Annotated in this window: 21 protein-coding genes and 1 tRNA gene; 8 read left to right on the forward strand and 14 right to left on the reverse strand. The window is 45.6% G+C overall.

Annotated elements, in window-relative coordinates; all coding sequences use genetic code 11:
* Positions 1–63 precede the first annotated feature (63 nt).
* Positions 64–672 (forward strand): hypothetical protein, encoded by a 609-nt coding sequence (locus EHO57_RS02135; RefSeq protein WP_135647126.1) that lies wholly within the window; start codon positions 64–66, stop codon positions 670–672.
* On the opposite strand, the gene EHO57_RS02140 is transcribed toward EHO57_RS02135, so the two are convergent.
* The 14 genes from EHO57_RS02140 to EHO57_RS18870 form a co-directional block, all read right to left on the reverse strand.
* Positions 669–1,937: an RNA polymerase sigma factor gene (locus tag EHO57_RS02140; protein WP_135647127.1), complete on the reverse strand. Its 1,269-nt coding sequence runs from the start codon at positions 1,935–1,937 to the stop codon at positions 669–671. The genes EHO57_RS02135 and EHO57_RS02140 overlap by 4 nt on opposite strands.
* A 61-nt stretch (positions 1,938–1,998) precedes the next feature.
* Positions 1,999–2,349, reverse strand: a complete 351-nt coding sequence (locus EHO57_RS02145) for a YciI family protein (protein WP_135647128.1) — start codon at positions 2,347–2,349, stop codon at positions 1,999–2,001.
* Positions 2,350–2,456: 107 nt separating this feature from the next.
* Positions 2,457–3,767, reverse strand: coding sequence for an MFS transporter (locus tag EHO57_RS02150; protein WP_135647129.1), 1,311 nt, complete (start codon positions 3,765–3,767; stop codon positions 2,457–2,459).
* An 81-nt stretch (positions 3,768–3,848) separates the two neighbouring features.
* Complete coding sequence (locus tag EHO57_RS02155; protein ID WP_135647130.1) at positions 3,849–4,202, reverse strand: phasin-related domain-containing protein; 354 nt, start codon at positions 4,200–4,202, stop codon at positions 3,849–3,851.
* Positions 4,203–4,357: 155 nt separating this feature from the next.
* On the reverse strand, positions 4,358–4,933 hold the full coding sequence (locus EHO57_RS02160) for a bifunctional nuclease domain-containing protein (protein ID WP_008592198.1): 576 nt from the start codon (positions 4,931–4,933) through the stop codon (positions 4,358–4,360).
* Positions 4,934–4,992: 59 nt separating this feature from the next.
* A complete protein-coding gene (locus EHO57_RS02165) occupies positions 4,993–6,870 on the reverse strand; it encodes an alpha/beta fold hydrolase (protein ID WP_135647131.1) in 1,878 nt (625 codons plus the stop codon).
* A gap of 126 nt (positions 6,871–6,996) precedes the next feature.
* A complete protein-coding gene (locus tag EHO57_RS02170) occupies positions 6,997–8,469 on the reverse strand; it encodes a sensor histidine kinase (protein WP_135647132.1) in 1,473 nt (490 codons plus the stop codon).
* Positions 8,470–8,872: 403 nt separating this feature from the next.
* Positions 8,873–8,946, reverse strand: a tRNA-Ile gene (locus tag EHO57_RS02175).
* 55 nt (positions 8,947–9,001) lie between these two features.
* Positions 9,002–9,628, reverse strand: coding sequence for a hypothetical protein (locus EHO57_RS02180; protein ID WP_246050453.1), 627 nt, complete (start codon positions 9,626–9,628; stop codon positions 9,002–9,004).
* Positions 9,625–10,119: an LIC_11959 family protein gene (locus tag EHO57_RS02185; protein ID WP_425460759.1), complete on the reverse strand. Its 495-nt coding sequence runs from the start codon at positions 10,117–10,119 to the stop codon at positions 9,625–9,627. The genes EHO57_RS02180 and EHO57_RS02185 overlap by 4 nt, the downstream gene beginning before the upstream one ends.
* The gene (locus EHO57_RS02190; protein ID WP_135647134.1) at positions 10,119–11,486 is read right to left on the reverse strand and encodes a HEAT repeat domain-containing protein; all 1,368 of its coding nucleotides are present in this window, start codon (positions 11,484–11,486) and stop codon (positions 10,119–10,121) included. The genes EHO57_RS02185 and EHO57_RS02190 overlap by 1 nt, the downstream gene beginning before the upstream one ends.
* The gene (locus EHO57_RS02195) at positions 11,419–11,910 is read right to left on the reverse strand and encodes a response regulator (RefSeq protein WP_135647135.1); all 492 of its coding nucleotides are present in this window, start codon (positions 11,908–11,910) and stop codon (positions 11,419–11,421) included. The genes EHO57_RS02190 and EHO57_RS02195 overlap by 68 nt, the downstream gene beginning before the upstream one ends.
* Before the next feature lie 102 nt (positions 11,911–12,012).
* Positions 12,013–13,131, reverse strand: a complete 1,119-nt coding sequence (locus EHO57_RS02200) for a 6-hydroxymethylpterin diphosphokinase MptE-like protein (RefSeq protein WP_246050455.1) — start codon at positions 13,129–13,131, stop codon at positions 12,013–12,015.
* 285 nt (positions 13,132–13,416) lie between these two features.
* A complete protein-coding gene (locus tag EHO57_RS18870; RefSeq protein ID WP_210410067.1) occupies positions 13,417–13,911 on the reverse strand; it encodes a DNA primase in 495 nt (164 codons plus the stop codon).
* Positions 13,912–14,042: 131 nt separating this feature from the next.
* Here EHO57_RS18870 and EHO57_RS02210 point away from each other — a divergent pair, with 131 nt between their 5' ends.
* The 7 genes from EHO57_RS02210 to EHO57_RS02240 all read left to right on the forward strand — a co-directional run bounded on the left by EHO57_RS02210 (position 14,043) and on the right by EHO57_RS02240 (position 21,624).
* On the forward strand, positions 14,043–14,672 hold the full coding sequence (locus EHO57_RS02210; protein ID WP_135647137.1) for a TlpA family protein disulfide reductase: 630 nt from the start codon (positions 14,043–14,045) through the stop codon (positions 14,670–14,672).
* Positions 14,669–15,364, forward strand: a complete 696-nt coding sequence (locus tag EHO57_RS02215) for a type 1 glutamine amidotransferase (RefSeq protein WP_135647138.1) — start codon at positions 14,669–14,671, stop codon at positions 15,362–15,364. The genes EHO57_RS02210 and EHO57_RS02215 overlap by 4 nt, the downstream gene beginning before the upstream one ends.
* Positions 15,365–15,435: 71 nt before the next feature.
* A complete protein-coding gene (gene secA / locus EHO57_RS02220; protein WP_135647139.1) occupies positions 15,436–18,153 on the forward strand; it encodes a preprotein translocase subunit SecA in 2,718 nt (905 codons plus the stop codon).
* Positions 18,150–18,632: a hypothetical protein gene (locus EHO57_RS02225; RefSeq protein ID WP_135647140.1), complete on the forward strand. Its 483-nt coding sequence runs from the start codon at positions 18,150–18,152 to the stop codon at positions 18,630–18,632. The genes secA and EHO57_RS02225 overlap by 4 nt, the downstream gene beginning before the upstream one ends.
* Positions 18,633–18,839: 207 nt before the next feature.
* On the forward strand, positions 18,840–19,094 hold the full coding sequence (locus EHO57_RS02230) for a hypothetical protein (RefSeq protein ID WP_246050457.1): 255 nt from the start codon (positions 18,840–18,842) through the stop codon (positions 19,092–19,094).
* A gap of 104 nt (positions 19,095–19,198) precedes the next feature.
* On the forward strand, positions 19,199–20,632 hold the full coding sequence (locus EHO57_RS02235; protein ID WP_135647141.1) for a TolC family protein: 1,434 nt from the start codon (positions 19,199–19,201) through the stop codon (positions 20,630–20,632).
* A complete protein-coding gene (locus EHO57_RS02240; protein ID WP_135647142.1) occupies positions 20,629–21,624 on the forward strand; it encodes an efflux RND transporter periplasmic adaptor subunit in 996 nt (331 codons plus the stop codon). The genes EHO57_RS02235 and EHO57_RS02240 overlap by 4 nt, the downstream gene beginning before the upstream one ends.
* Positions 21,625–21,628: the final 4 nt, after the last annotated feature.

Here is a 21,628-nt window from a genome sequence, read left to right on the forward strand (position 1 = left end):
AAAGGCGCTAGTCTTCCTGGATAGTTTGTTTAGGAATTCAGCAAATAGCATCCAAGGTAAGAAATGATCACCACTCCTGGAAAACCGCTACACCTTTCCTGCATCCCCCGAGGGGATGCATATGCCTTAAAGGTCAATATTTCCAAGAACGAAATTGGGATTATTTATAGGGTTACTGCGGTTCTGTATGTCCATGGTTGGAATATAGAAGAGGCAATCGCGGAAACTTCTACCGACGGTTATATCCAAGACATCTTTATTGTTAAGAGAATTGACGGAAGTCCTATGACGGACGAGCACTTGAGTGCCATCCACGCGGATCTAAAGGAGTTATTTTACGGAGGAATGTCCGTAATGAATTACTTAGCGCAACATCCGGAAAAAATGGAAACTCTTCGTTCCAAATTGGAAACTTCTCCGGAGATCTTTCTATTCAATTCTGAGATCAGCGATTCTACCGTTATGGATCTTAGAATGGAGGATAGGCCGGGGATCCTATTTGAGATCTCTCAGATCCTATTCTTGTTCGGTGTGGATATTCTCTCTTTTAAGGCTGTTACTGATTCCGGACAGGTGAGAGATACATTCCTTTTGAGACTCGAAAATGGTTCCAAGCTGGACGAGAACCTTCACTTCTTCCGATTGAAAGAAGCTTTGAACGCAGTTCTTTAATTTACTTCCTCCAGGCCGCAGATCTTTTTTCGGATAAATTCCTTTTCCACTTCATTCTGGGTGAGTTCGAGAGCGTCTCTATAAGATTCTTTTGCCTCTTGTATTTTCCCCATTCTGAATTGGATATCTGCCTTGGCTAAATAGAAGGGTGCGAACGCTTCTAATTCTATTCGGATCGAGTCTAAGATCGCGAATCCTTCTTCCAAATTACCTGCCATGGAGACTGCAACCGCATAGTTCAATCGGATAACAGGGGTATCTAGGAAACTCAGAAGGATCCGGTAAAAGTGGACGATTTCCTTCCAACTTGTATATTCCGGACCAGGGGACTTAGCGTGAAGAGCGCTAATCGCCGCTTGGATCTGGTACGGACCTAGATGGCCCATATAAAATGCCTTTTCCACCAGACCCAATCCTTCTTGGATCTCGGACGTGATCCAGAGAGTCCGATTTTGTTCATTCAATAATTTTAATTCTCCATTGTGCCCGAGTCTCGCATTCCTTCTGGAATGGTTCAGGAGCATTAGGGAAAGTAAGCCCAAGATCTCGGAGTATTGCACAGTAGGGATGTCGATCTTTGTCGGACTGCTTCGAACCAGCAATTCCAAGACTCTACAAAGACGAATGGCTTCTTCGCATAGATCTCCTCTGATCAGTTTGTTGCCGGTGGTGGACGCATACCCTTCCGTAAAGATCAGATAGAGTACGGTAAGAACCGAATCCATTCTTTCTGCCAATTGTTCCGCAGAAGGAACGGAATATGGTATCTTCTCCTCTTTGATCTTTCTTTTTGCACGAACCAGTCTTTGGGCGATCGTAGGAATGGGAACTAGAAAGGCAGAAGCAATTTCCGCTGTGCTCAATCCACCTAATGTATGTAATGTGATTGCGATTCTCTGTTCTGTAGAAAGAGAAGGATGGCAGCATGTAAAGATCAACTTTAACCTTTCGTCTGGGATCTCCGCGTCATCTTCTTGAGATTGCTCTTCCATTTTGATCAGTCCTTCTAGAATGCTCGGATCTACGGAGTCCGGTCTTTTTTTCCGGAATCGATCTATGAGCTTGTTTCTTGCAACTGTGGTCAGCCATGCACCGGGCTTTCTAGGGATCCCGTTTTTTGTCCAATTTTCTAGAGCGACCAGGAATGCATCCTGCAGTACTTCTTCTGCGATGCCCAGATCTCCTGCCATTCCGACGAGTACAGAAAGTATCTGGCCGTATTCTTTACGGTGCAGTTCGTCTATTCGCGTATGTACTTCATTCATTTTCGAAATTATAGAATAGAGGAGAAACCTGTCGGAATTAATTCTCCGACAGGTTTTTCTTTTATTTCATTGCTACGATCGGGCGAACTTCGACTGCGCAGCGTTTGGCGGCAGGACATTGGGAGGCCCACTCGATCGCTTCTTCCAGGCTTTTGCAGTCTATGATATAGAATCCTCCGAGTTGCTCTTTGGTTTCTGCAAATGGGCCATGGGTCGAGACTATTTTGCCGTCCTTGCTCCTAACGGTCGCAGCGGAAGAACTCAAATGAAGTCTTTCCCCGGATACAAATACGGAGGCCTTGATCAGATTCTCCGTGAAGATCTTATAGTCCTCGGAAGTTTGTGTGAATTCGCTTTGAGGGATATCCGCGAAATCCTTTTCATCCACGTAGATAAGCAGTTGGTATTGCATGTTTGGCTCCTTAGAGGTTCTTAACCTCTGCAAGACCGACGCAATCGGTATCTCGAAATCGACATACTCCCGAAAAAGTAGGTCTTCTTCCGAAATTTATCGAGGTTTTAATTCTTAGGATTTGGCTGTTTTACGAAGAGAAACAAGCCTAAAAATACGAAGCTTAGGATCCCTGAAATTAAAAAGGAGAATTGGGGGCCTTTTTGGGAGTATAAAATACTGAATAAAATAGGGGAGAGTCCTCTTCCCAGAGAACCTAAACTCCTCAAGATCCCTAAATTCTTTCCTTGTTCGTCCGCAGCAGAGAATAAGGAAACGATAGCGGAGATAGAAGGGTTTAAGAACGCACTTCCCATCGCGAGAAAGGTCAAGGCAGCAAAGAGTATGTACTTGGATTCCTCGGGTGTTAGTAAAGAAGCGGTGTACAAGAGTGAAAATCCGATCACTAAGAAGAAGGAGGCGAGGAGGCCAACTTTCTTTTCGGGGACCTTGCCGCTCATTCTTCGGATCACTCCGCCTTGGATAAAGACGATGATCATTCCGATATAAACGAAGGTATATCCGATGCTGATCGGTTTGAATCCTAAAAACTGATCCAGATAGAAGTTCAAAGAGAATTCGAAACCGGAAAAGAATAATAGGAAAAACAAATTTAGAAAAGCGATATATAGGATTTCCTTGGAGCCTAGATCGAACACTCCTAATACGGGATGCATCCTTCCTTCTCTCGCTTTTCTTAAGTTATGAGGAAGCGTCTCCCTGAATCTAAATAGTACAAGGAGTAAATTCAATAGAGAAGCGCAGGTCGCCATCAAAGCAACTGCGGGAAAGATCGTCATTTTTTCCCAAGGGAAAAATGGGAAAAGATAAGAGGGATCCGTATGTGCTAAGATCCCACCTAGAGAAGGTCCTGCGATGAAGCCAAGGCCTATTCCTGCGCCAATCATTCCCATTCCCTTACTTCTGTCTTGCTCTGTAGTGGAATCTGCGATCGCTGCCGTTGCGACCGAAATATTCCCACCCATCAAACCGGTGATCAGCCTGGAGAGAACGAATAAGGAAAAACTACCGGAGAAGAGCCAAACCAAATAACCTAAGAAACTACCCGTGCAAGTAAAAACTAAAACAGGTCGTCGTCCCGTGCTGTCGGAAAGTTTTCCCCAGATCGGAGAGAATAAGAACTGAAGAATGGAATAAAGACTCGCTACGATCCCACCGAATAAGGCCACGAAGAGTTTCCAATCGGCAATCCTTCCTTCCAGGATCCTGGAAGTGAGACCTGCCAAAAGATCCAATACAGGGTCTCCCGCTTGGGCCAGAAAATGATTTAGTGTTTCAGGAAATACAGGAAAGATGAGAGAGAATCCCATCATATCGATGAAAACTGTAAGGACTAGGATAAGGGATTGTTTCCTCATGGGCGGGTCAGATGTATTACCTAATATTCGGGACCCAGTTTCTTTGTCCCGAATTTTTCTCCGCCCTTGAGAAAGGGAGACTTACTTCTTGGTGAGTTTTTTCAATTCCTCGATTGCTGCCTTTGCCTTTGTTTTAATATCCTCTGGTAGCATTTCGTCTATCTGAGTTGAGATCTTGGCAAAGTTTTCCTTGAGCTGATTTACGACTGCAACAGAGCTATCGTTCGCAGTCTTCAGTTTCTCCTGCGCGTCCCAAACGGTTTTTTGAACCAGATCCCGGAGTCGATTTGCTTGTTCGGATTGGTCCTGAGATCCCTTAGTTTTTAGTTCTTGGTAGACCTTGTCCAGGTCTGCTAAACTTTGTTTGAGTTTCCCTTCTCCAGATTGAAAGAGTGCAATGCCGGCGTTTAGAACGTCCATAAGTGCTTTTTCCATAAGCGATTCCTCCGATACAGGGAACCAAGATTATAATAAAGAGTCGGATCGGTCCAGCGACTTGCGGATCATACTTGGAAAAAGCCTGATTTTATTAAAGCGCGCTCTGGTACCGCTGAAGGATCTTAGATTTTTGGTGAGAAAACAGGAAGGAATTAGGAGGGATTCTCTAGAAGTTTGCGGATTTGGTCTCGGATCTTTGCGGCGGTCTCGTAGTCCTCAGCCTTGAGAGCGTTGTCCAGGGAATCTTGTAGTATCTCCAACTGGGATTTAGGCAACTGGGAGATCTTTTCCTTTCCGATCGTCTCTCCTGGGATCTCGTCGTCTTTCATGACGATTCCCGCCTCTTCGATCACCTTTTTTGCCAGATAAATGGGAGCATTCGCACGAAGCGCCAAGGCAATGGAATCACTCGGACGAGCGTCTAGAACGATGAGTTCCTCGTCTTTTCTCAGAGTGATCTTTGCGTAGAAGGTATTGTCTATGATCTCTTCGATCGCGATCTTTACGATCTGCACTCCTAGAGTAGTCAGAAGGATCGTCATCAGATCGTGAGTCATCGGCCTAGGAGGTTTTGTACCTTCCAAGACAGAAGTAATGGAATGAGTCTCTAAAGGGCCGATAAAAATCGGGACCACCCTCTGATCCGAATCGTCCTTCGCCTTTAAAAAAACAGCGAATCCGACATTGGTCAGAGAGATATTGTATATGGTCGCTTCCAAGAGATCCATTTCCTAGTATTCGAACCTACCTTCGATTCCCGAAATGTCAAGCCTTCTAATCCTGGGGCTCAAGTCGAGTTTAATCCTTTAATCCAGGTGTCGATTTCGGCGCACATTTCTCTCACTACAGGCATATGAAAAACGATACCTAAGTGTCCCTGTTCATAGGTAACGATCTTATTCTTTTTGTGAGGAAGTGCAGCTAAATCGTTCTCGATGGTTTCGCTCGGGACCACTTTGTCCACGGAACCGAGAACGGAAAAAAGTGGGACCTGCAAATTTTTCTGTAGAGCGGTGTAATCCAGAGTTCCGTCATAAGAAAGGAAGGATCGGTCTTGGCTCAATTGAGATCTCAAAAATTGTAGAACAACCTTCGTAGACTCTTCGCAGAAAATATCTTCGATCAGAAAATACCATTCTGGAGGAGAGATCTGTTTGTATCCCACGAAGTCTCTCAGGTTGACCACCTTCGCGTGTAAGTCGAACGAGACGGCACGCAAAGAAGAATGAAGTCCTAGAAGGAACTTGAAGAATTTATTCAAGTCAACGGTAGGCAGAGTAGTCTGCAAAGAGAAGGAAGTAAGATCGAACAGAAAATCGGAAATCGTTTTAGAAGGAACCAATTTCAAGCCCATCTTCAGAATATCCAAGCCGGGGATCTGCGCTTGTAAGCGGATGAAATTGGGAGAAGTGATGGATACGATCCCTGCGATCGTTTCTTCCGGATTCGGAAGTGTTATGCCGGAATTGGATTTGCGTTTTACGATCTCGTCATATGCGGAAGAGTAGAAGCGAGGGATCATTCCCCCCATGCTATGACCGACTACTACGAGTTTTTCATTCGGGAAATTCTCCCGTATCCAAGCAAGCACCGCTGGGAAATCCTCTTGGATAAAATCGTCCACAGTCCAGCCTTCTCTGATCCCGAATAAGGGAAGCGTCCTTCTGGACCTTCCCCGCATATCCATGGAGAAGACCCTATATCCGTAACGAAGGCAGAGTTCTCTTGCCACCTTGTCCATAACGGATCTTCTGCAGAAGAATCCTGGGATAAGTAAAAGGTTTTTGCCGGAATCGTTCCTGTCCTTTGGCTCGAATCGTTTCAAGCTAACGGAATAACCATCTCCCGAAGGGATGATATAACTCGCATCCAAACGATAGGATCTTTGGTAGGTATGAGAATCGAATACGATCGTTGTGACCGGTTCCGCTTGGCCAAAGCCTCTCGTATAAAAGAGATGCTTAGCTCTGGAATGAAGGTCCGATTTCTCTATATTCTTTCTTGCGTAATACGGATCGCCTTTGACCCCCATTTCCTTGGAGATCACGAAGTCCACGATATCGTAGAGGCTGTACAATTGCTGGCGGACTTCTTCTTCCTGCTCGGGAGTCATATTGTCCCTGCGGATCCCCCAAAGCATTCCGATCGGAAAGCCTTTGATAAACAGAGGAATTCCCGCTGCATAGTTCATTGTCTTGGTAAGAAGCTGCTTTAAATTGGGATGCACTCTTTCGTCGTGCAAGCTATGGAAATAGACATCCGGTCTCGCCTTTTTCTCGACGGAGACAATCGCCTCTCTCAAGTATTTGGCGGAAAGATTGTCCGGATCCTGGATGGAAATAGGGATGGTAGTCTTGATGAATTCTTCGATACTCTGGACCCCGATCCTTTCCGTGACCTGTTTCATCTTAAAATGAGTAGAAGAGGCAACGATCTTGAGATCCTTATCCTGAATGGCCTCGAAAATAGAATATTGGAATACTGGCTTTCCGTTCGGAAGGGTCATGGAGACCATCTTATTCACGAAGGCAGTCCATACTTTCTGTAGGAACAGATTCGTGCTCTCGGAGAGAGGGAAGATATAGATATCCTCGGCTCCTACGGAATACGAGCCGCCTTTTCTACGGGGCTTGGGGTTGACCTTTCGGGCTAGGGTCTGGTCCATTGTTTAAGTTTCCAACCGGCCCTTTTGGCTGGCAATCTGGAATTCTATAAGAATTCTCGCTTAAAACGCGGATTTGAGAGAGATTTATCAAATTTTTCTGGATCTAGTTTAGAAAACCTGGATGGATCATTCCCCTACGCAGAGACGAATTTGTATTTTCTTCTCTCCGTTGAATTTCCAATGCAGATCTCCTTTCATTTGGGTGACTAACAATTTTACCAGTTTGAGACCCAGGCCCTCTGAGGAATCCAGATCGAAATCTTCTGGGAAAGGGACACCGTTATCGGAGACTTCCAAATTCACAACTGTTCCTTCTTTGCGAAGAAGGATATGCACCTTACCTTCTTTGTTTCCGGGAAAGGCGTATTTGAGAGTATTTGTTAGAAGTTCGTTTACTACCAAACCGAATGGGATTGCCGTCTTTGCATCCATCTCTAAAGGCTCCAGATCCTGGAGCAGGGAGATCCGATTCGTATCCTGATGGAAGGCGTTAAGTAGGGTTATGCTGATCCTGTCTATGTACTTATCCAAGCGAACTATGTTCAATCCTTTGGAGGTATAGAGCATATCGTAAAGATTGCCTACGGAATGGATACGATGTACAATATTTGCAAGGGAATGCTTAACGTTTATTTCGGAGGAATTCTCCGCTTCGATCTCGATGATACTACTGATCATGGTCAGACTATTTTTAGTCCTATGCTGCAATTCCTGAAATAAAAACTCTCTTTCCTCCAGATCCTTGGAAAGGGATTCAAGAAGATTGCATTCCTTAGAAATATCACGAAAAACTAATACTGATCCTATGGTATAGCCTCTTGCCGAACGAATAGGCGCAGAAGTCTCTGAGATCCTGTATTCAGCTCCGCTTTTGGAAAGAAGAAGGGCCTCGTTCTCCAAACCCATGATCTTTTCCCGAGAAGTTACGTGGTCGATCGGATTTCGGATCCTTCTTCTGGTCCTAGCATTTACGATCTTAAACACCCTTTCGATCGGTTCTCGGATCGCATCCTCCGCTCTCCAACCAGTCAATACTTCGGCAACATAGTTCATATCCGTAATATTGCCTAACTCGTCTGTGGAGATGACCCCGTCCCCAATGGACCTAAGAGTGGCTTCTAATAATTCTTGGTTCTCTTTTAGAGACTCTTCGCTTCTTTTTAGACGAAGATGTGATTCATAAAGCTTGAACGCCATCTTGATGGACGCGAGAAGAACGGTTTCCCCCGAATTCTTTACCACATAACCGTAAGAAGTAATCTTTTCCGTTTTTGCTACAACTTCAGGCTCCGTATGACTGGAGAGGAATACGATCGGAATTTCCCGTAATTTAAGGATCTTTAATGCAGTATCGGTGCCATCCTCTTCTTCTCTGAGATCGATATCCATTAGAATGAGGTCGATCGTATAATCATTCGTTGCGATTCGGATGGCCTCTTCGGCTGAATAGGCAGGAATCACCTTGTATCCGTTTTTTTCTAGCCTCTGGGTTTCGGAGAAGGCAATGATTGCCTCATCCTCCACGAGAAGGATGGTCTTCTTTCTCTCCTCTTGGCCTGTAAAATTTTCCTTAAAGATACTGGCGACTGTCTGGATCATTGGATTTCTCCTAACGTAAATTGTGTCAACGGTTGAGATGTTATCTATATTTTGACACAATTTCCCACGGGAGAAATTCCGAGGCAAGCAAAACCGGAGAAAATGAATTTTTTGGAGCTAAAGTAAAAGGAAACGAAAACTAGATCGAAGGATCTAGTTGGAACATAATAAAAACGTTATTCTGTCGCATAACAGAAGGACTTGCCGTTTTGCAGTTTGCCTTCCTGGCAAACTTGGCTCCACGGCGTCTTTTGCACTCGCTTTGCCATCCTGGCTCGCGGCGCAATCGTTTACGCTTCCTATGGGGCGCTACGATTGCTTTCGTGCAAAAGCTTCAAGTCCTACTGGGCTAAGCTTTATGAGATTTTTGGATTTGATCTGTGAATAAATGAAGAAGATATTTTGGGCCCAGAAGGACTTGAACCTTCGACCCGCAGATTATGAGTCTGCCGCTCTAACCAACTGAGCTATAGGCCCGAGAGCCTCCAGTTTTTTGGAAGCTCGATGCGTTTCAAGTCGATTTTGTTAGAAGTCATTTTGTTTTCAGGTAACGACTCGGATTTCCAAACCATTCTTTTAGATCGGCTCTTTCCTTGTAGAAGGCAATGTAGATCGTGTAGGCCTCGTCTCCTTTTCTGATGAGATAGAATAGGATCTGGAGAGGATTCCCTCCGGAGTTATCTTCCTTGGTCCATTGTAGTATCTCCGCGTTTTCTAGTTTTATTTTTTCCGGAGAATGATTTGGAAATACCGCTTCCAAAGCCTGGATCCCGGTTTGTTCCTCTCCGGTTCGGTCCAATTTTCTCCAGATCACGAGCCAGGCCCTGTCCTTGAGCGGAACGGCCCTCCATCTTTTTCTGGATTCGGTACGGACGAGCGCCTTCTCCGGAAAATCGATTTTCAGGAAATTTTCCTGAAAAAGTTCTCCCGGTTGATAGACTTTCTGGTCCGGATCCAGAGGGACTGCGAAGAGAGCGCCCGTGACTGGAAATAGGATCAGATAAAGAAGGGCGAAGGCGGAGAGGAAGGTAAAAATGGAATTTTCCCTGATCATGGAAACGGAAGGAATACGGATAAGACTGCGAGAGAAAGAGATCAGGATGGAGGATAGAGAAAAGAGTAAGCGACGAAGAAGAAACAACAGTTGCAAGAAGATCAAAAAATAATCTCCTCCAAGATGAGTTCTCTGTATTTCGTGAGTTGAAAGACTGGAATGGATTGCTTTTCCTTACGATCGGCGAGTGTATCTTCTCCTTTTTTCTTGAATTTGGAAATGGTCTTATTCTCGAAGACAATGACTCCCATATATTCTCCGCTTACCTCGTAAGGTGCTCCTCCAGCGAGTCTGGAAACGTATTTTCGTAATCTTCTATCGAATTTGTTGTCTCTATATTTATAATATACAGTGTGCCCGTTCCAATCGTAAAAGACCGCATAGTTTCCTTGCAGTCCTTGGAAGAACAGTTTTAGGTTTTCCGGATAATTGGGAGAAGAATCGTTTAGGCGATCTTTTAGGTCTAAGGCTCGGGGCTCCTGGAGCGAGATTGTGCCTCTATAGGTGTTTCCGGCCGGTTCTGCGAGTAGATTAGAAATACTGAATATACTAAGTAGGATCCAAACTAGACCGAATGAAAGGCCGGAGAAACTCACTATTCGCTCTCTAGATCTTCGGATTCGGGAGGTTTTCCGCCCCCGCCGCCACCACCGGAAGGAGGTGACCCGCCGCCGGGTCCGTCCCCGCTAGGAGCTCCTCCGCCCGAAGGGGAGGAATTCGAGCCTCCGCTGAGAGGAACTGGACTCGAGCCATCTCCTCCGCTGCTAGGACGGGATCTTCTGGAGCCTCCCGTTCTACGAGGCCCGGTCTTGGAAGTTTCCTTTTGTTCCACTGTGGGAGGAGTATAGGTCGGATCCAATTTTTTTCGAAGCTGGTCTAGTGCCGCCTGAGCCGCTCTCTTTACTTTCTCACTCGGATCTCTTTGAGCCTTATATTCTAGGATCTCTATGACTGCGGGATCTTCCGTTTCCGCCAAATGCTTGATGGCTCTCAATCGCACGGTAGCATCGTCGTCCCTGGCAAAAGAATATAATTCTTCTATAATGTCTTTATCGCCTAAGGAAACAAGAGCGGTGATCGTATGTATCTTTAGGGCTTGGTAGTCCTGGATATCATTCTTGGATTTTAGATTTCTGATCTTATCCAGCAATTCTCTAAGCGGTGCAATGGCAGCTGTGGATTTGATCTTTCCGAGAGCGTTTACGGAATAGGCTCGGATCGTGATCGGTTCCTTCTCATCTTTGACCGTAGTGATTAGCACGTTCTCGATGGAAGAGTTCTTTACCTTTCCAAAATACAATGCGATCTGGGCACGCACTTCCGGATCGTTGAATTTCTCCTGAAATCTTGCCTCCAAAACGGAGAATGCATCGTGCGCTTCCGGAAATTCTCCCAGAGCGTCTATGAGTGCGATGAGGAAATTGGAATTCTTAGTGAAGTCCTGAGCCTTTAATAGCTCGGTCATGGTGGAAATTCCGGAACTCAACTTGAGTTTCTTTACCACATAGACTGCTTCTTTCTGCACATCTTGTTGGTCGTACTTGAGTAATGCGATGATCTTGTCTTCGAATTGGGTGAGACTCAGGATCCCGGAGATCCGAAGGGCATAGATCCGCATGGACCAATCGGGGTCTTTGGCGAGGATAGATCCTACTTGGTCGTAGAGTTCTCCCGCTTCTTCTTTCGGAAAATCTTCCAGTTCTCGGATGGCAGTGGCTCTTTCCTTGGTAGTTCCGTATTTCAGGACCTTGGAAAGGACTTCTCTTTTCTTGCGGATCTGTTCTTCCGTATATTTGGGCTTAGGCGGAGCTTCTTTAGCGAATAAGAGTCCGGTCTCGCCGGAAAGGCAAAGAGTTAGGCAGAGGATCCAAAGGTACTTGGGAGAGACCCTAGGTCTATTCTCCTGTTTGTTGTAATTTGCGGTTTTCTTCTTCAAGGTCCTTAATTCGTCTATTGAGTTCATTGACTAAGTGTTGGTTCTCCAGATTCTGCCGGAACTTTTCTATCAAAGATCTGATATCTCTGGTTAGATCCTCTATATTCCAAGGTTTTTCCACGTATCTGCTTAAACCGCCGAAATTAATCGCATGAATGGCCGAATCCAGACCCGCCTGTCCGGTAAGCAGAATTTTGATCGAATCAGGGGACCGTTTGTGGACGGATTCCAAGAAATCCGCTCCCTTCATTCCCGGCATGACCTGATCCGTAATAATGACTTCGATCACAAAGCCGGAGGACTGGATCTCCTCTAAAAGTGCTAAGGCTTCCTCAGCGCTTCTAGCGGTCTCGATCTCATGAGTCTTACCGAACTCGTTATGAAGTTGTTCTTGGAGAGTTTCCAGAACCGACACTTCATCATCGACACAAATAATATAACCTTTATTCATAATCCTGACCAGGACCGGCTTCCCGGAACTATAGAGTCTTTGGGATTTGAGCGAGAATGTCAAGAGGAAGAATTCTTCCTCCATTACAGCTTAGAGCTTGTTTCAGTCCTTTGGGTCCAAGAGCCGACTCATATTCGGGACGAGCTTTCTGATCTCCTGGGGAAGGTCAGGCACTTGTTCGCAGAAGGATCTCCAGTTCTTTCCTGTCCCAGGAAAGGGAGAATGAAATTCCTCTAGGACCTTCTCCCAATCCGAAAAAGAAGGAGTATCTGCAGAGAGTTCTGTTTCGATCCGGATCGGGCTCCAACTCTTAAGAGAATCTAGGACGACCGTTCTTGTTTTCCAACGGGATTCCGGGGAATATCTGGCAGAATAGAGACTTCTCTTTCTGTTTAGAAAAAAACGATCGTATCTTTCGTATCCACTCGCTCTGCAATGAGTCTTTCCTCCTTCTCGAGTAAAACCAAATCCTTTGAGTAGAATTGCCTCTGCTCCCAAATTCTGGAAAAACGAGATGGCCAGTCCGGAAACATTTAGGCTCGGGTTCTCCAGGATCGGAGCCTTGGGAAAGAATCTGGCTCTGAGGATCTGGTCCAAGGGAAAAGTGGAAAGATAGATGATCTTGGGATTCTTCAGTTCGAAGATCCTGGTAGATCCTCCAAACCAGGTCAGGATGGGAATGTCCTCCGGCACATTTTGTGGAAAATGGTAAGAAGTCCCGAGCCCGCTGTCTATAGAAAGAACTGCGTTTGGTCGGATCCCGCTCTCTAACAAGAACCCGAGAGAAGTGTCCGAAGAAAGTAGAAATACTTTTTCTTTGTTTGCAAGGATCCAATCCAGTTCCTTCTCCAAATTGGGAGATGCGCCTAGAAAGCAACCGATCCGTTTTGGCTGGGTGGGAAGGGAATGAGTTAGGATTTTGTAGTAACTTCGACGTTCTTCTACATCTTTCAAGTGCTTGAAGAAGTTTCTGACCCAAAGTCTTCCGTATTCTGCCTTGGCGGCCTCATTCTGGGATCCTGATTTCCGGGTTTGGAAGAAGGAAAGGATCTCTCTACAGATTTCGGGATAACGTCTCTGGTAGCTGGGATGTACAAAGACCCGGATGGAACGGATCTCGGGACTCAGCCAGGATCTGAGATCCAGGGACTCAAACTTCTTCCAATCGAAGAAGATCTTCGGGATCTCCGTTTCGGATCTTTCGGAAAGAAGACTTTGCATTTTAGGGATCCACTCCGGAGCGGCAACGGATTCTAATTCCCCAAAAGGCTCCAAGAGAAGAAGGGGAGAAGGAACCGGTCTTTCCTTCAGATAGGAAAGAAGATGATAGCCGCAGCCAATCCCGATGAGTACGAGTAACTCGTCTTTCTGGAGATCGGAGGGAATTTGGCGAGAGATCCTCTCGCCTTCTTTTTGTGGGTCTTGGGTGGAATGTAGATAAAAGGAGGAAGACTCCTCCTTAAGATTGATAGAACCGTCGGATTGACGAACTAACTGAAAGATAGATCAGTCCTCGTCTTCTTCCTCATCTGAATCGTCTTCTTCGTCCTCGTCCAGATCGTCATCCTCTTCTTCCTCATCATCGGAATCCTCTTCTTCATCGTCGTAGGATTCTCCCTCTTCTCCATCTTCCATGTCCATAAGAGGTTTCGCAGCCTCTTCTGGGATGAAATCCTCTTCCATATCTTCTTCTGCGATAGGAGCTTGAGGTGCTTCGAAGAGTCCGTTGAATTGGGAATAAGTAGCTCCGCCTGCTTGCGCATTCTCTTGCTCGATAGCGGCTCTTTCTTCTTTCGTTACGTATTTGTATTGTACTTCTTCGTTGGCGAGTGCGAACATCGCTTGGACTGCGAGTTTGCGGCCTTTTATTTTCTTAGGCAGTTCTAACCTTTCGATGCGATCCAGAATTTGGAAGCCGGCAACGGCTCTTTCATACTTGTTTTTTTTGGCCAGTTCAATTAATGTAACAATATCGAATTCTGAGTTCTGATTCTGGGTCATTTTTCGTTCCTGTGAAGGGGATGAGGCCTTAGAATCTACCATGATTCTCGATTTCCCTTCTCTGTCAATCCCTTATGTCTTCCGTTTATTCCTTGAATTTCAGGGGGAATCTCGGATTTTGGTAAACGCCCATGGATTCTCAGGCCAACTCCGATTCCAGGCTTAGTTACCCTCGTTTCCGAGGGATTTTCTTCCGCCTAAACATTCTTTTTATAACGGCTGCCCTAGCAGTCTGTGCTCCTTCCGAACAATCCAATTTAGGAGTGCAATCCTTTGAGGGAATTACCTTGGAAGGAAAGCCCATCCGGATCTCCGAGATCCCAGCAGAAAGGGTCGCTCTCAATGTGTACGGTCCGAACTGCATTCCTTGTGTGAAGGAAGTTCCTGTTTTAAATTATCTGCATGCGGAATTGCAAAAGGATCCTCATATCAAGTTGTACATGGTCGTAGATCCTACAGTTTTCTTTGATAATCCGGAGACTCTTTCGGAAGAAGAGTTACTCAAGCAGGCTTCCGTTCTTATGAAGGAAGAAGTAAGGAAATTCGGGATCAAGCTTCCTGTCATTATCATGAAGAATCCTTTTCGCATTTCTCGCAGCGAAGGCTTAGTAACCGGAACTCCGGAAACTCTCCTATTCAAGACCAAGCCATTAGTACTATATTATAATTTTATAGGTCCCATCAGCGAAGAGGCGGATGCTGCCAAGATCCCGAAAGATATGAAAGTGATCTTCTTCAAGAGAATGGCCGGTCAATCATGAGATGCCTTATCGTTCGATTCAAGGATTGCGAAGGACCAGGCACCTTATTAGAAGCAATCGAATCAAGAAATTATAAAATTACCTATCTGAACGCATACGACCACAGGGTGCACTTGATGCCAGGTGCGCACCAGATGTTCGATCTAGTAGTTCTTCTGGGCGGTCCGCAAACTGTACATGATCCTGCGCAAGGGAAATTCTTTCGTCCTTGGTTAGACCTCGCGTCCAATCTGATCTCTATGAAGGACAAGAAAGTGATCGGGATCTGTTTAGGTTCTCAGATCCTCGCTTCTGCCTTCGGTGCGAAGGTTTATGTTGGGGAGAAGGGACCGGAAGTCGGCTTCTCCGATGTAAAAATAGAGAACTCCTCTCATCCTGCTTTTAAAAAACTTCCCGGCAAGACTTCCTTTCCTGCATTCCATTTACATGAGGATGTATTCGAACTTCCAAAGGGAGCGAATCGCTTGCTGCAAGGAAGCTTTTATCCGAACCAGATGTTCGAGTTTGAGAACAGGATCTTTGGCATCCAATGTCATTTGGAAGTAACAGAAGCGATGCTTTCTACCTGGAAGAAGGTACATGTGGAGTTTATCCAAAAAGCAGGATGGATTCCTGGACCGGAAACGGAAGATCTGAGGTCTCAAATGGAAGACGCCGGAAAAGCCTTATTCGAAGGGATTTTGGATTTATAATATTCTTTGACGAAAGGCTTCGGTGCGATTCCGAAGCGATATACTGAATTGAAACGATTGATGGTGCATACATGATACAGAAAATTCTAAGGGTCCTATTCGGAAGCAAATACGAAAGAGACCTGAAACGACTTACTCCGATAGTTCTTCAGATCAACGCTTTGGAAGAATCCATTCGCGCGTTAAGCGACACTGATCTGGCTTCCCAAACTAGAAAGTTCAAGGAGAGATTGGCCAAAGGGGAAACCTTGGACGATATTCTTCCGGAAGCATTCGCGACTGTGAGAGAGGCCGCTCTTAGGAAATTGGGCATGCGCCATTTCGATGTGCAGCTCATGGGAGGGATCGCTCTTCATTGGGGAAATATCTCCGAGATGAAGACCGGAGAGGGTAAGACCCTGACTTCCACGTTAGCTGTCTATTTGAATGCTCTTGCCGGTAAGGGTGTTCATTTGGTCACAGTGAACGACTATCTTGCCAGAAGGGATGCCAACTGGATGAAGCCGATCTACGATTTCTTGGAATTAAGCGTAGGTATCATCCAGCACGATATGGAGCATGATGAACGAAAGGCGGCTTATTCTTCGGATATTACCTACGGAACGAATAACGAGTACGGTTTCGACTATTTAAGGGACAACATGGTCTCTCATATCGACCATAAGGTACAAAGAGGACATTACTTTGCGATCGTGGACGAGGTGGACTCCATCTTGATCGATGAGGCTCGGACTCCTCTGATTATTTCCGGACCTTCCGACGAATCTACAGACAAGTATGTTCGAATTGATCGCATCATTCCTAAATTGATAGAAGGCGAGGATTACGAGAAAGACGAGAAGGCTAAGAACACTCTTCTTACTGAGAAAGGTGTAGCTCATGTCGAAGAGATCCTTCAGATCGATAACTTATACGCGCCTCAGAACGTGGATCTTGTGCATCACGTTCATCAGGCATTGAAAGCTCATAAGATCTTCCAAAGAGACGTGGACTATGTGGTCCAAAATGGGGAAGTCATTATCGTAGACGAGTTCACCGGTCGCTTGATGTCCGGAAGAAGATACTCCGACGGTCTTCACCAAGCCTTAGAAGCGAAGGAAGGGGTTACGATCGCTCGAGAATCCCAGACTCTCGCGAGCATTACTTTCCAAAATTATTTCCGTCTGTATGAAAAACTTTCCGGTATGACGGGAACTGCGGATACGGAAGCGGAAGAATTCCATAAGATCTACAATCTGGATGTGATTGTAATTCCTCCTAACGTTCCGGTTCAGAGAAAGGATTCCGCCGACAGAGTATATAGAACCGAGAAGGAAAAGTTCACCGCCATATTGAACGAGATCAAGGATTGCCAGGCCAATAAGCAACCTGTGCTTGTGGGAACTATATCCATCGAAAAATCCGAAGTTCTTTCGAGGCTTCTTACTCAATCCGGAATATCGCATAACGTATTAAACGCTAAGTTCCATGAGAAGGAAGCGGAGATCATCGCAAATGCCGGAAAACCGGGAGCTGTTACCATCGCCACAAACATGGCGGGTCGAGGAACGGACATCGTGCTCGGAGGAGCTCAACTCTTTAAGGAAAGTCTGGAATCCTGGACGGAATCCGATCCGGTGATCAGCGAATTCAAGGAAGCTACAGTAAGAGCAGACTTTGATAGAGCGGGAGAGATCGCTGAAAAACTGGATTCTCAGAGTAAGAGATCTAGAGCGAACGAAATACTTACAAGCGCCAAGATCTGGAGAAAGAACCATGAGGACGTGCTTAAATCAGGCGGTCTGCATATTCTGGGAACGGAAAGGCACGAGGCGAGACGGATCGATAACCAGCTAAGAGGTAGGTCCGGTCGCCAGGGAGATCCAGGTTCCAGTCGATTCTATCTTTCTCTCCAAGACGATCTAATGAGGATCTTCGGATCGGATCGGATCGCAGGCATCATGGAAAGATTGAAGATGCCGGAAGGACAGGAAATCGAACATCCAATGGTGTCTAACGCGATTGCCCGAGCTCAGAAAAGAGTAGAGGGCCATAACTTCGATATCCGTAAACATCTACTCGAATACGACGACGTGATGAACCGCCAGAGGATCGTCATCTATAAGATGAGAAACGAGGTCTTAGAAGGCGGGGATGTTACTGCTCTTGTGAAGGATTTCTTAGAAGAGATCATCGAGGCGCAAGTGGTCCTTACCTGCGACAGCGGAAACCCGAACAACTGGGAATGGGAAGCTCTGCAAGAATGGTTCGTGGGACTCGGACTTCCTTGGGAAGTGGATCAGGACGAGATCAAGAAGGCGAAGAATGCGCAACTCGCGATATTCGATTCTTTGAATCACACCGCTCAGAAATTTTATCAGAACAAAGCGGACGGCATTGGACCGGACGTTTGGAACTTACTAGAGAGAAACATCTTCCTGGATATTTTGGATCATCGCTGGAAAGAGCATCTCTATTCCATGGACCATCTCCGAGAGGGGATCTGGACCGTAGGATATGGAGAAAAGAATCCATTAGTAGAATATAAACTACAAGGGTTCAGGATCTTCGACCAGGCCATAGAGAACATGAAGTACGAGATCGTAAGCTTCTTGATCCGAGTGGAAGTGACCGAGAAGACCCAAATGCCGGAAGAGAAGAAAGAATATAAAAAAGTCGGTCAGGAAATTACAGGTGGCTTCCAAGAGCTAACCGATTCTAAGCCAAGAAACAAGGCGTCGGAAGCCTTGCCTGTGGCTTCGGGCGGTGGCGGTTCGGAAAGAAAAACCAGTCGGAGAAAACGTAAATGAAGACAAGATATCTAGTAATCTTCTCTTTCGTATTCCTCTCTCAATGCGCCTATTTCTTGGGCGATACAAGCGGCGGTAGAGAGGCGAAAACCCCTAAGCAATTGTACGCGGAATGTATGACCACATTCCAAGACGACGCGAAATGCAAGGAATTCGTGCTCAAGTCCATTCCGGACGCGGATGTCACTATCTTAGGGCAGAATGCGAATCCTACCGTAGATCCTTCTTCTCTTAAGATACGCGCGGATCTGATTAAGTCTCTTTTGTATCAAAATAAGATCTATGTAAAAGAGATGATCGGAGAGCCGGATGAAAAGAGGACGATCAATAATTGGGCTCCGGGTATGGAGGAATGGGTGTATACAAGACCGATTACGAAATACGCAGAAGGATCTAGGCCGGACAGAGAGCTAAGACTCCATTTCCAAAAGGGAACGGTAGTCAGAGTGCTTCATACTCCTCCATCTGCTGCACGTTAAGCCGAATTCCAGTTCTTTAATAGGTTTTTCTATCGAAGAGAGACCTTCGCTTTTGGCATAGTGAATAGTTGACGAAATAATCGTCTATATTCTTGTGGCATAATAGTGCGGCGCATATCTTACATTCTGCTAGTTTTACTACAGGTCGCTCTTGTTCTATTTTCTTCCTCTCTGGAATGGATGGATAAGGAAGAAGAGAGCCATAAGATGGCTCTATCTCAAAATAAGAAGACTGCCGCCGTATTTATCGAAGCCGATCTGAAAGACTCAGAAGGCTTGATCTACACCCAGGCCCGCGAACGAGACACGAAACCGGTCGAATTCATTGCGGAAGCAGTCTCTTCTAATCCTTGGACTCCTTATTCTTTTATCTCTAAGATCGTTTTCATAAACGGGCAAATCAGACCAAAAGAATTCCTATCTCTTCTACTCACGAATCTACCACCCCCAAGCCTCGTTTAATTCCATTCAAATTCGAGGAGGAGCCAAGCCTTTTCAGGGGCGAGCTCTAACTTCAGGAGTATTCAAAAGCAAAAGATCATCTTTTGGGATAATTTCGTACATATATGATTAAAAAGGTGCTAACATTTCTAATCTTGGTTTGGGCCACAGGCCAAACCGTTTCTCAAGAGCCCCAGCCTTCTCCGAATAACGAGAATGGGACCCAGGGAAGCGGAGAGATTTTGCAGTTAGAGAATAGAGCTGTATCCAATCTCTCGAACGAAGATAAGGAAAGGACACAGATCCGGATCGAACTTGCGAAAGCGGAAGAACTTCTTTGGAAGAACAATCTTCTCTTGCTCGCTTCAAAGTTCAATATTGACGCTAAAAAGGCGGGAATTGAACAAGCAGGGCTCTATGCGAATCCGAACATCTTCATCGATCAGAGTATTTTTGCAGAGCCGACCCAACGTTATTTCGACTTTACCCGGTCCGGACAAACGGTCGTTCAGATCCAACAAGTATTCCTTCTTGGAGGAAAGATAGATAAGAGGATCCGAGTTGCAGAGCTCACAGCAAAGATGAGCGAACAAGAGTTTTACGATCTCGCAAGAGCGTTGATCACGAAGCTCCGTAGGACCTTCTACTTTATTCATTATTATAGGGAAGCGATCGCTTTCTACGACGGCAGCTTGGCTGCTTTGGAAAAGACTGTTTCTTCTGCCGATCTTGCCTATAAGAGAAGGGCAGTTCTCCAATCGGAAGTTCTGCGTCTTAAGGCTCTTCTATTCTTCTTAAGAAAAGAAAGAGAGGACTTGAGGATCAAGGTACTGGAGAAGGAAGCGGATCTACGAGTTCTTTTGAACGAAGAATCGTACAAAGCTGCAGATATAGCACTGGTTCCCGTTCTGGATATTGATTTCGTAGAAAAGCTGAGTATCGACGGTTTGAAATTGGATAGTATGCTGGGTAAGGCCAGAGAATACAGACCGGACCTGAAAAAGGCTGTGCAAGCATTACGATACGAAGAAGCGAATCTAGAATTGCAACATGCGAACGCGATCCCGGACCTGGCCTTCGGTCCCATGTACAATAGAGGGGGAACTGCGTTCCAGAACTATTGGGGGGTTACAGCCCAGTTGAATATCCCGATCTTCGATAGAAACCAAGGGAATATCAAGGCTGCGGAAAAATCCATTCTAGTTAGAAAGCAAGAACTGAAGAATCTCATTCTAGAAGTAGAAAACGAAGTGAATGTTGCTCTTGCTACCGCCAAGGCGAAAGACGGTTTGTATCGTAGGTTTAGGAACACTTACACCAAAGATTACTCGGACCTGGCACAGGATATGATCCTTAGTTATGAAAAACGTTATATATCGATTTTGGAATTTGCAGACTTCTTCGAAACATATCGATCTAGCATAGTCGAAATGCTTCGCCTTCAAACGGACAGAATGGAAGCGATTGAAGGAGTGAATTACTCCGTCGGAACAGGTTTGCTAATACCAGGCTCGAAAACTACCGGAGAATCCGGTAATACCCAAGGGGGCTCGAAATGATACCATCCTCAAATAAATTCAGAATCCTACTCATCGTTATAGTCGCGGCTCTATCGATCTCCATCGTTATCTTTGGCTTCAATAAGCACTCCAAGAAGAATCCGGTACATCCTCAGAAAGCGATCGTTCACGATAAAGGGGAACGCATCGAATTCAAGGAAAATAGCCCTGGATTGAATATTATTAAGACCGCACAGATCGGAAAAGAAGGCGAATTTGTAAATGTAGAAGCGCCTGCCCGATTGATCGCTACCGCAGCTCCTTCGGTTTCCGAAGGAGAGCATATCGTGCTTTTCGAGTCGGCGGAATTGAACGATCTCTACGTAGGCTATATTCATTCTAAGAACAGTTTAAATCGATCCCGCAAGAATTTGGAACGTATCAAGGATATGTTTAAACACCGTGTCGCTACGGAGAAGGATCTGATCGAGGCTGAAACGAATGCGGATAACGATGAGGCGGAACTCGCCGAATTCGAAGGAAAGCTGAGAGCGGTTGGATTAAACCCAGCGCAACTTGGAAAGTCCTCCAGCAAGAAAGCTTGGATCATCTCCGACGTACCCGAATCCCAGTTAACTAATTTAAAAAATGGTAAAAGAGTGATCGTTACCTTCTCCTCTTTCCCGAACCAACAATGGAAGGGAACTGCAGAAGCGCTTGGGGACAACGTCGATCCTTTCACAAGAACCGTGAAAGTGCGTATCGCTATCGAGAACGAGGGTCATAGATTAAAACCCGGGATGTTTGCGACCGTTCAATTCCCGGAAGAAATGAACGGAGAAAGTGTGGTTATCCCGTTCAATTCGGTAGTCACCGTCGAGGGTAAGAATTACGTTTTTGTGGAAGAGGTTCCGAACGAATTCTTCCGCAGAGAAGTAGTCCTCGGGATCTCCACAAGAGAAAGAGTGAATGTTTTAGAAGGACTGACCAGGGGAGATAAGGTTGTAGTAGAAGGGGCGATCCTTTTGAAAGGCCTTAGTTTCGGATTTTAATTCT

Origin of the sequence: Leptospira langatensis (assembly GCF_004770615.1) — a bacterium.
In the GTDB taxonomy this organism is placed as follows: domain Bacteria; phylum Spirochaetota; class Leptospiria; order Leptospirales; family Leptospiraceae; genus Leptospira_B; species Leptospira_B langatensis.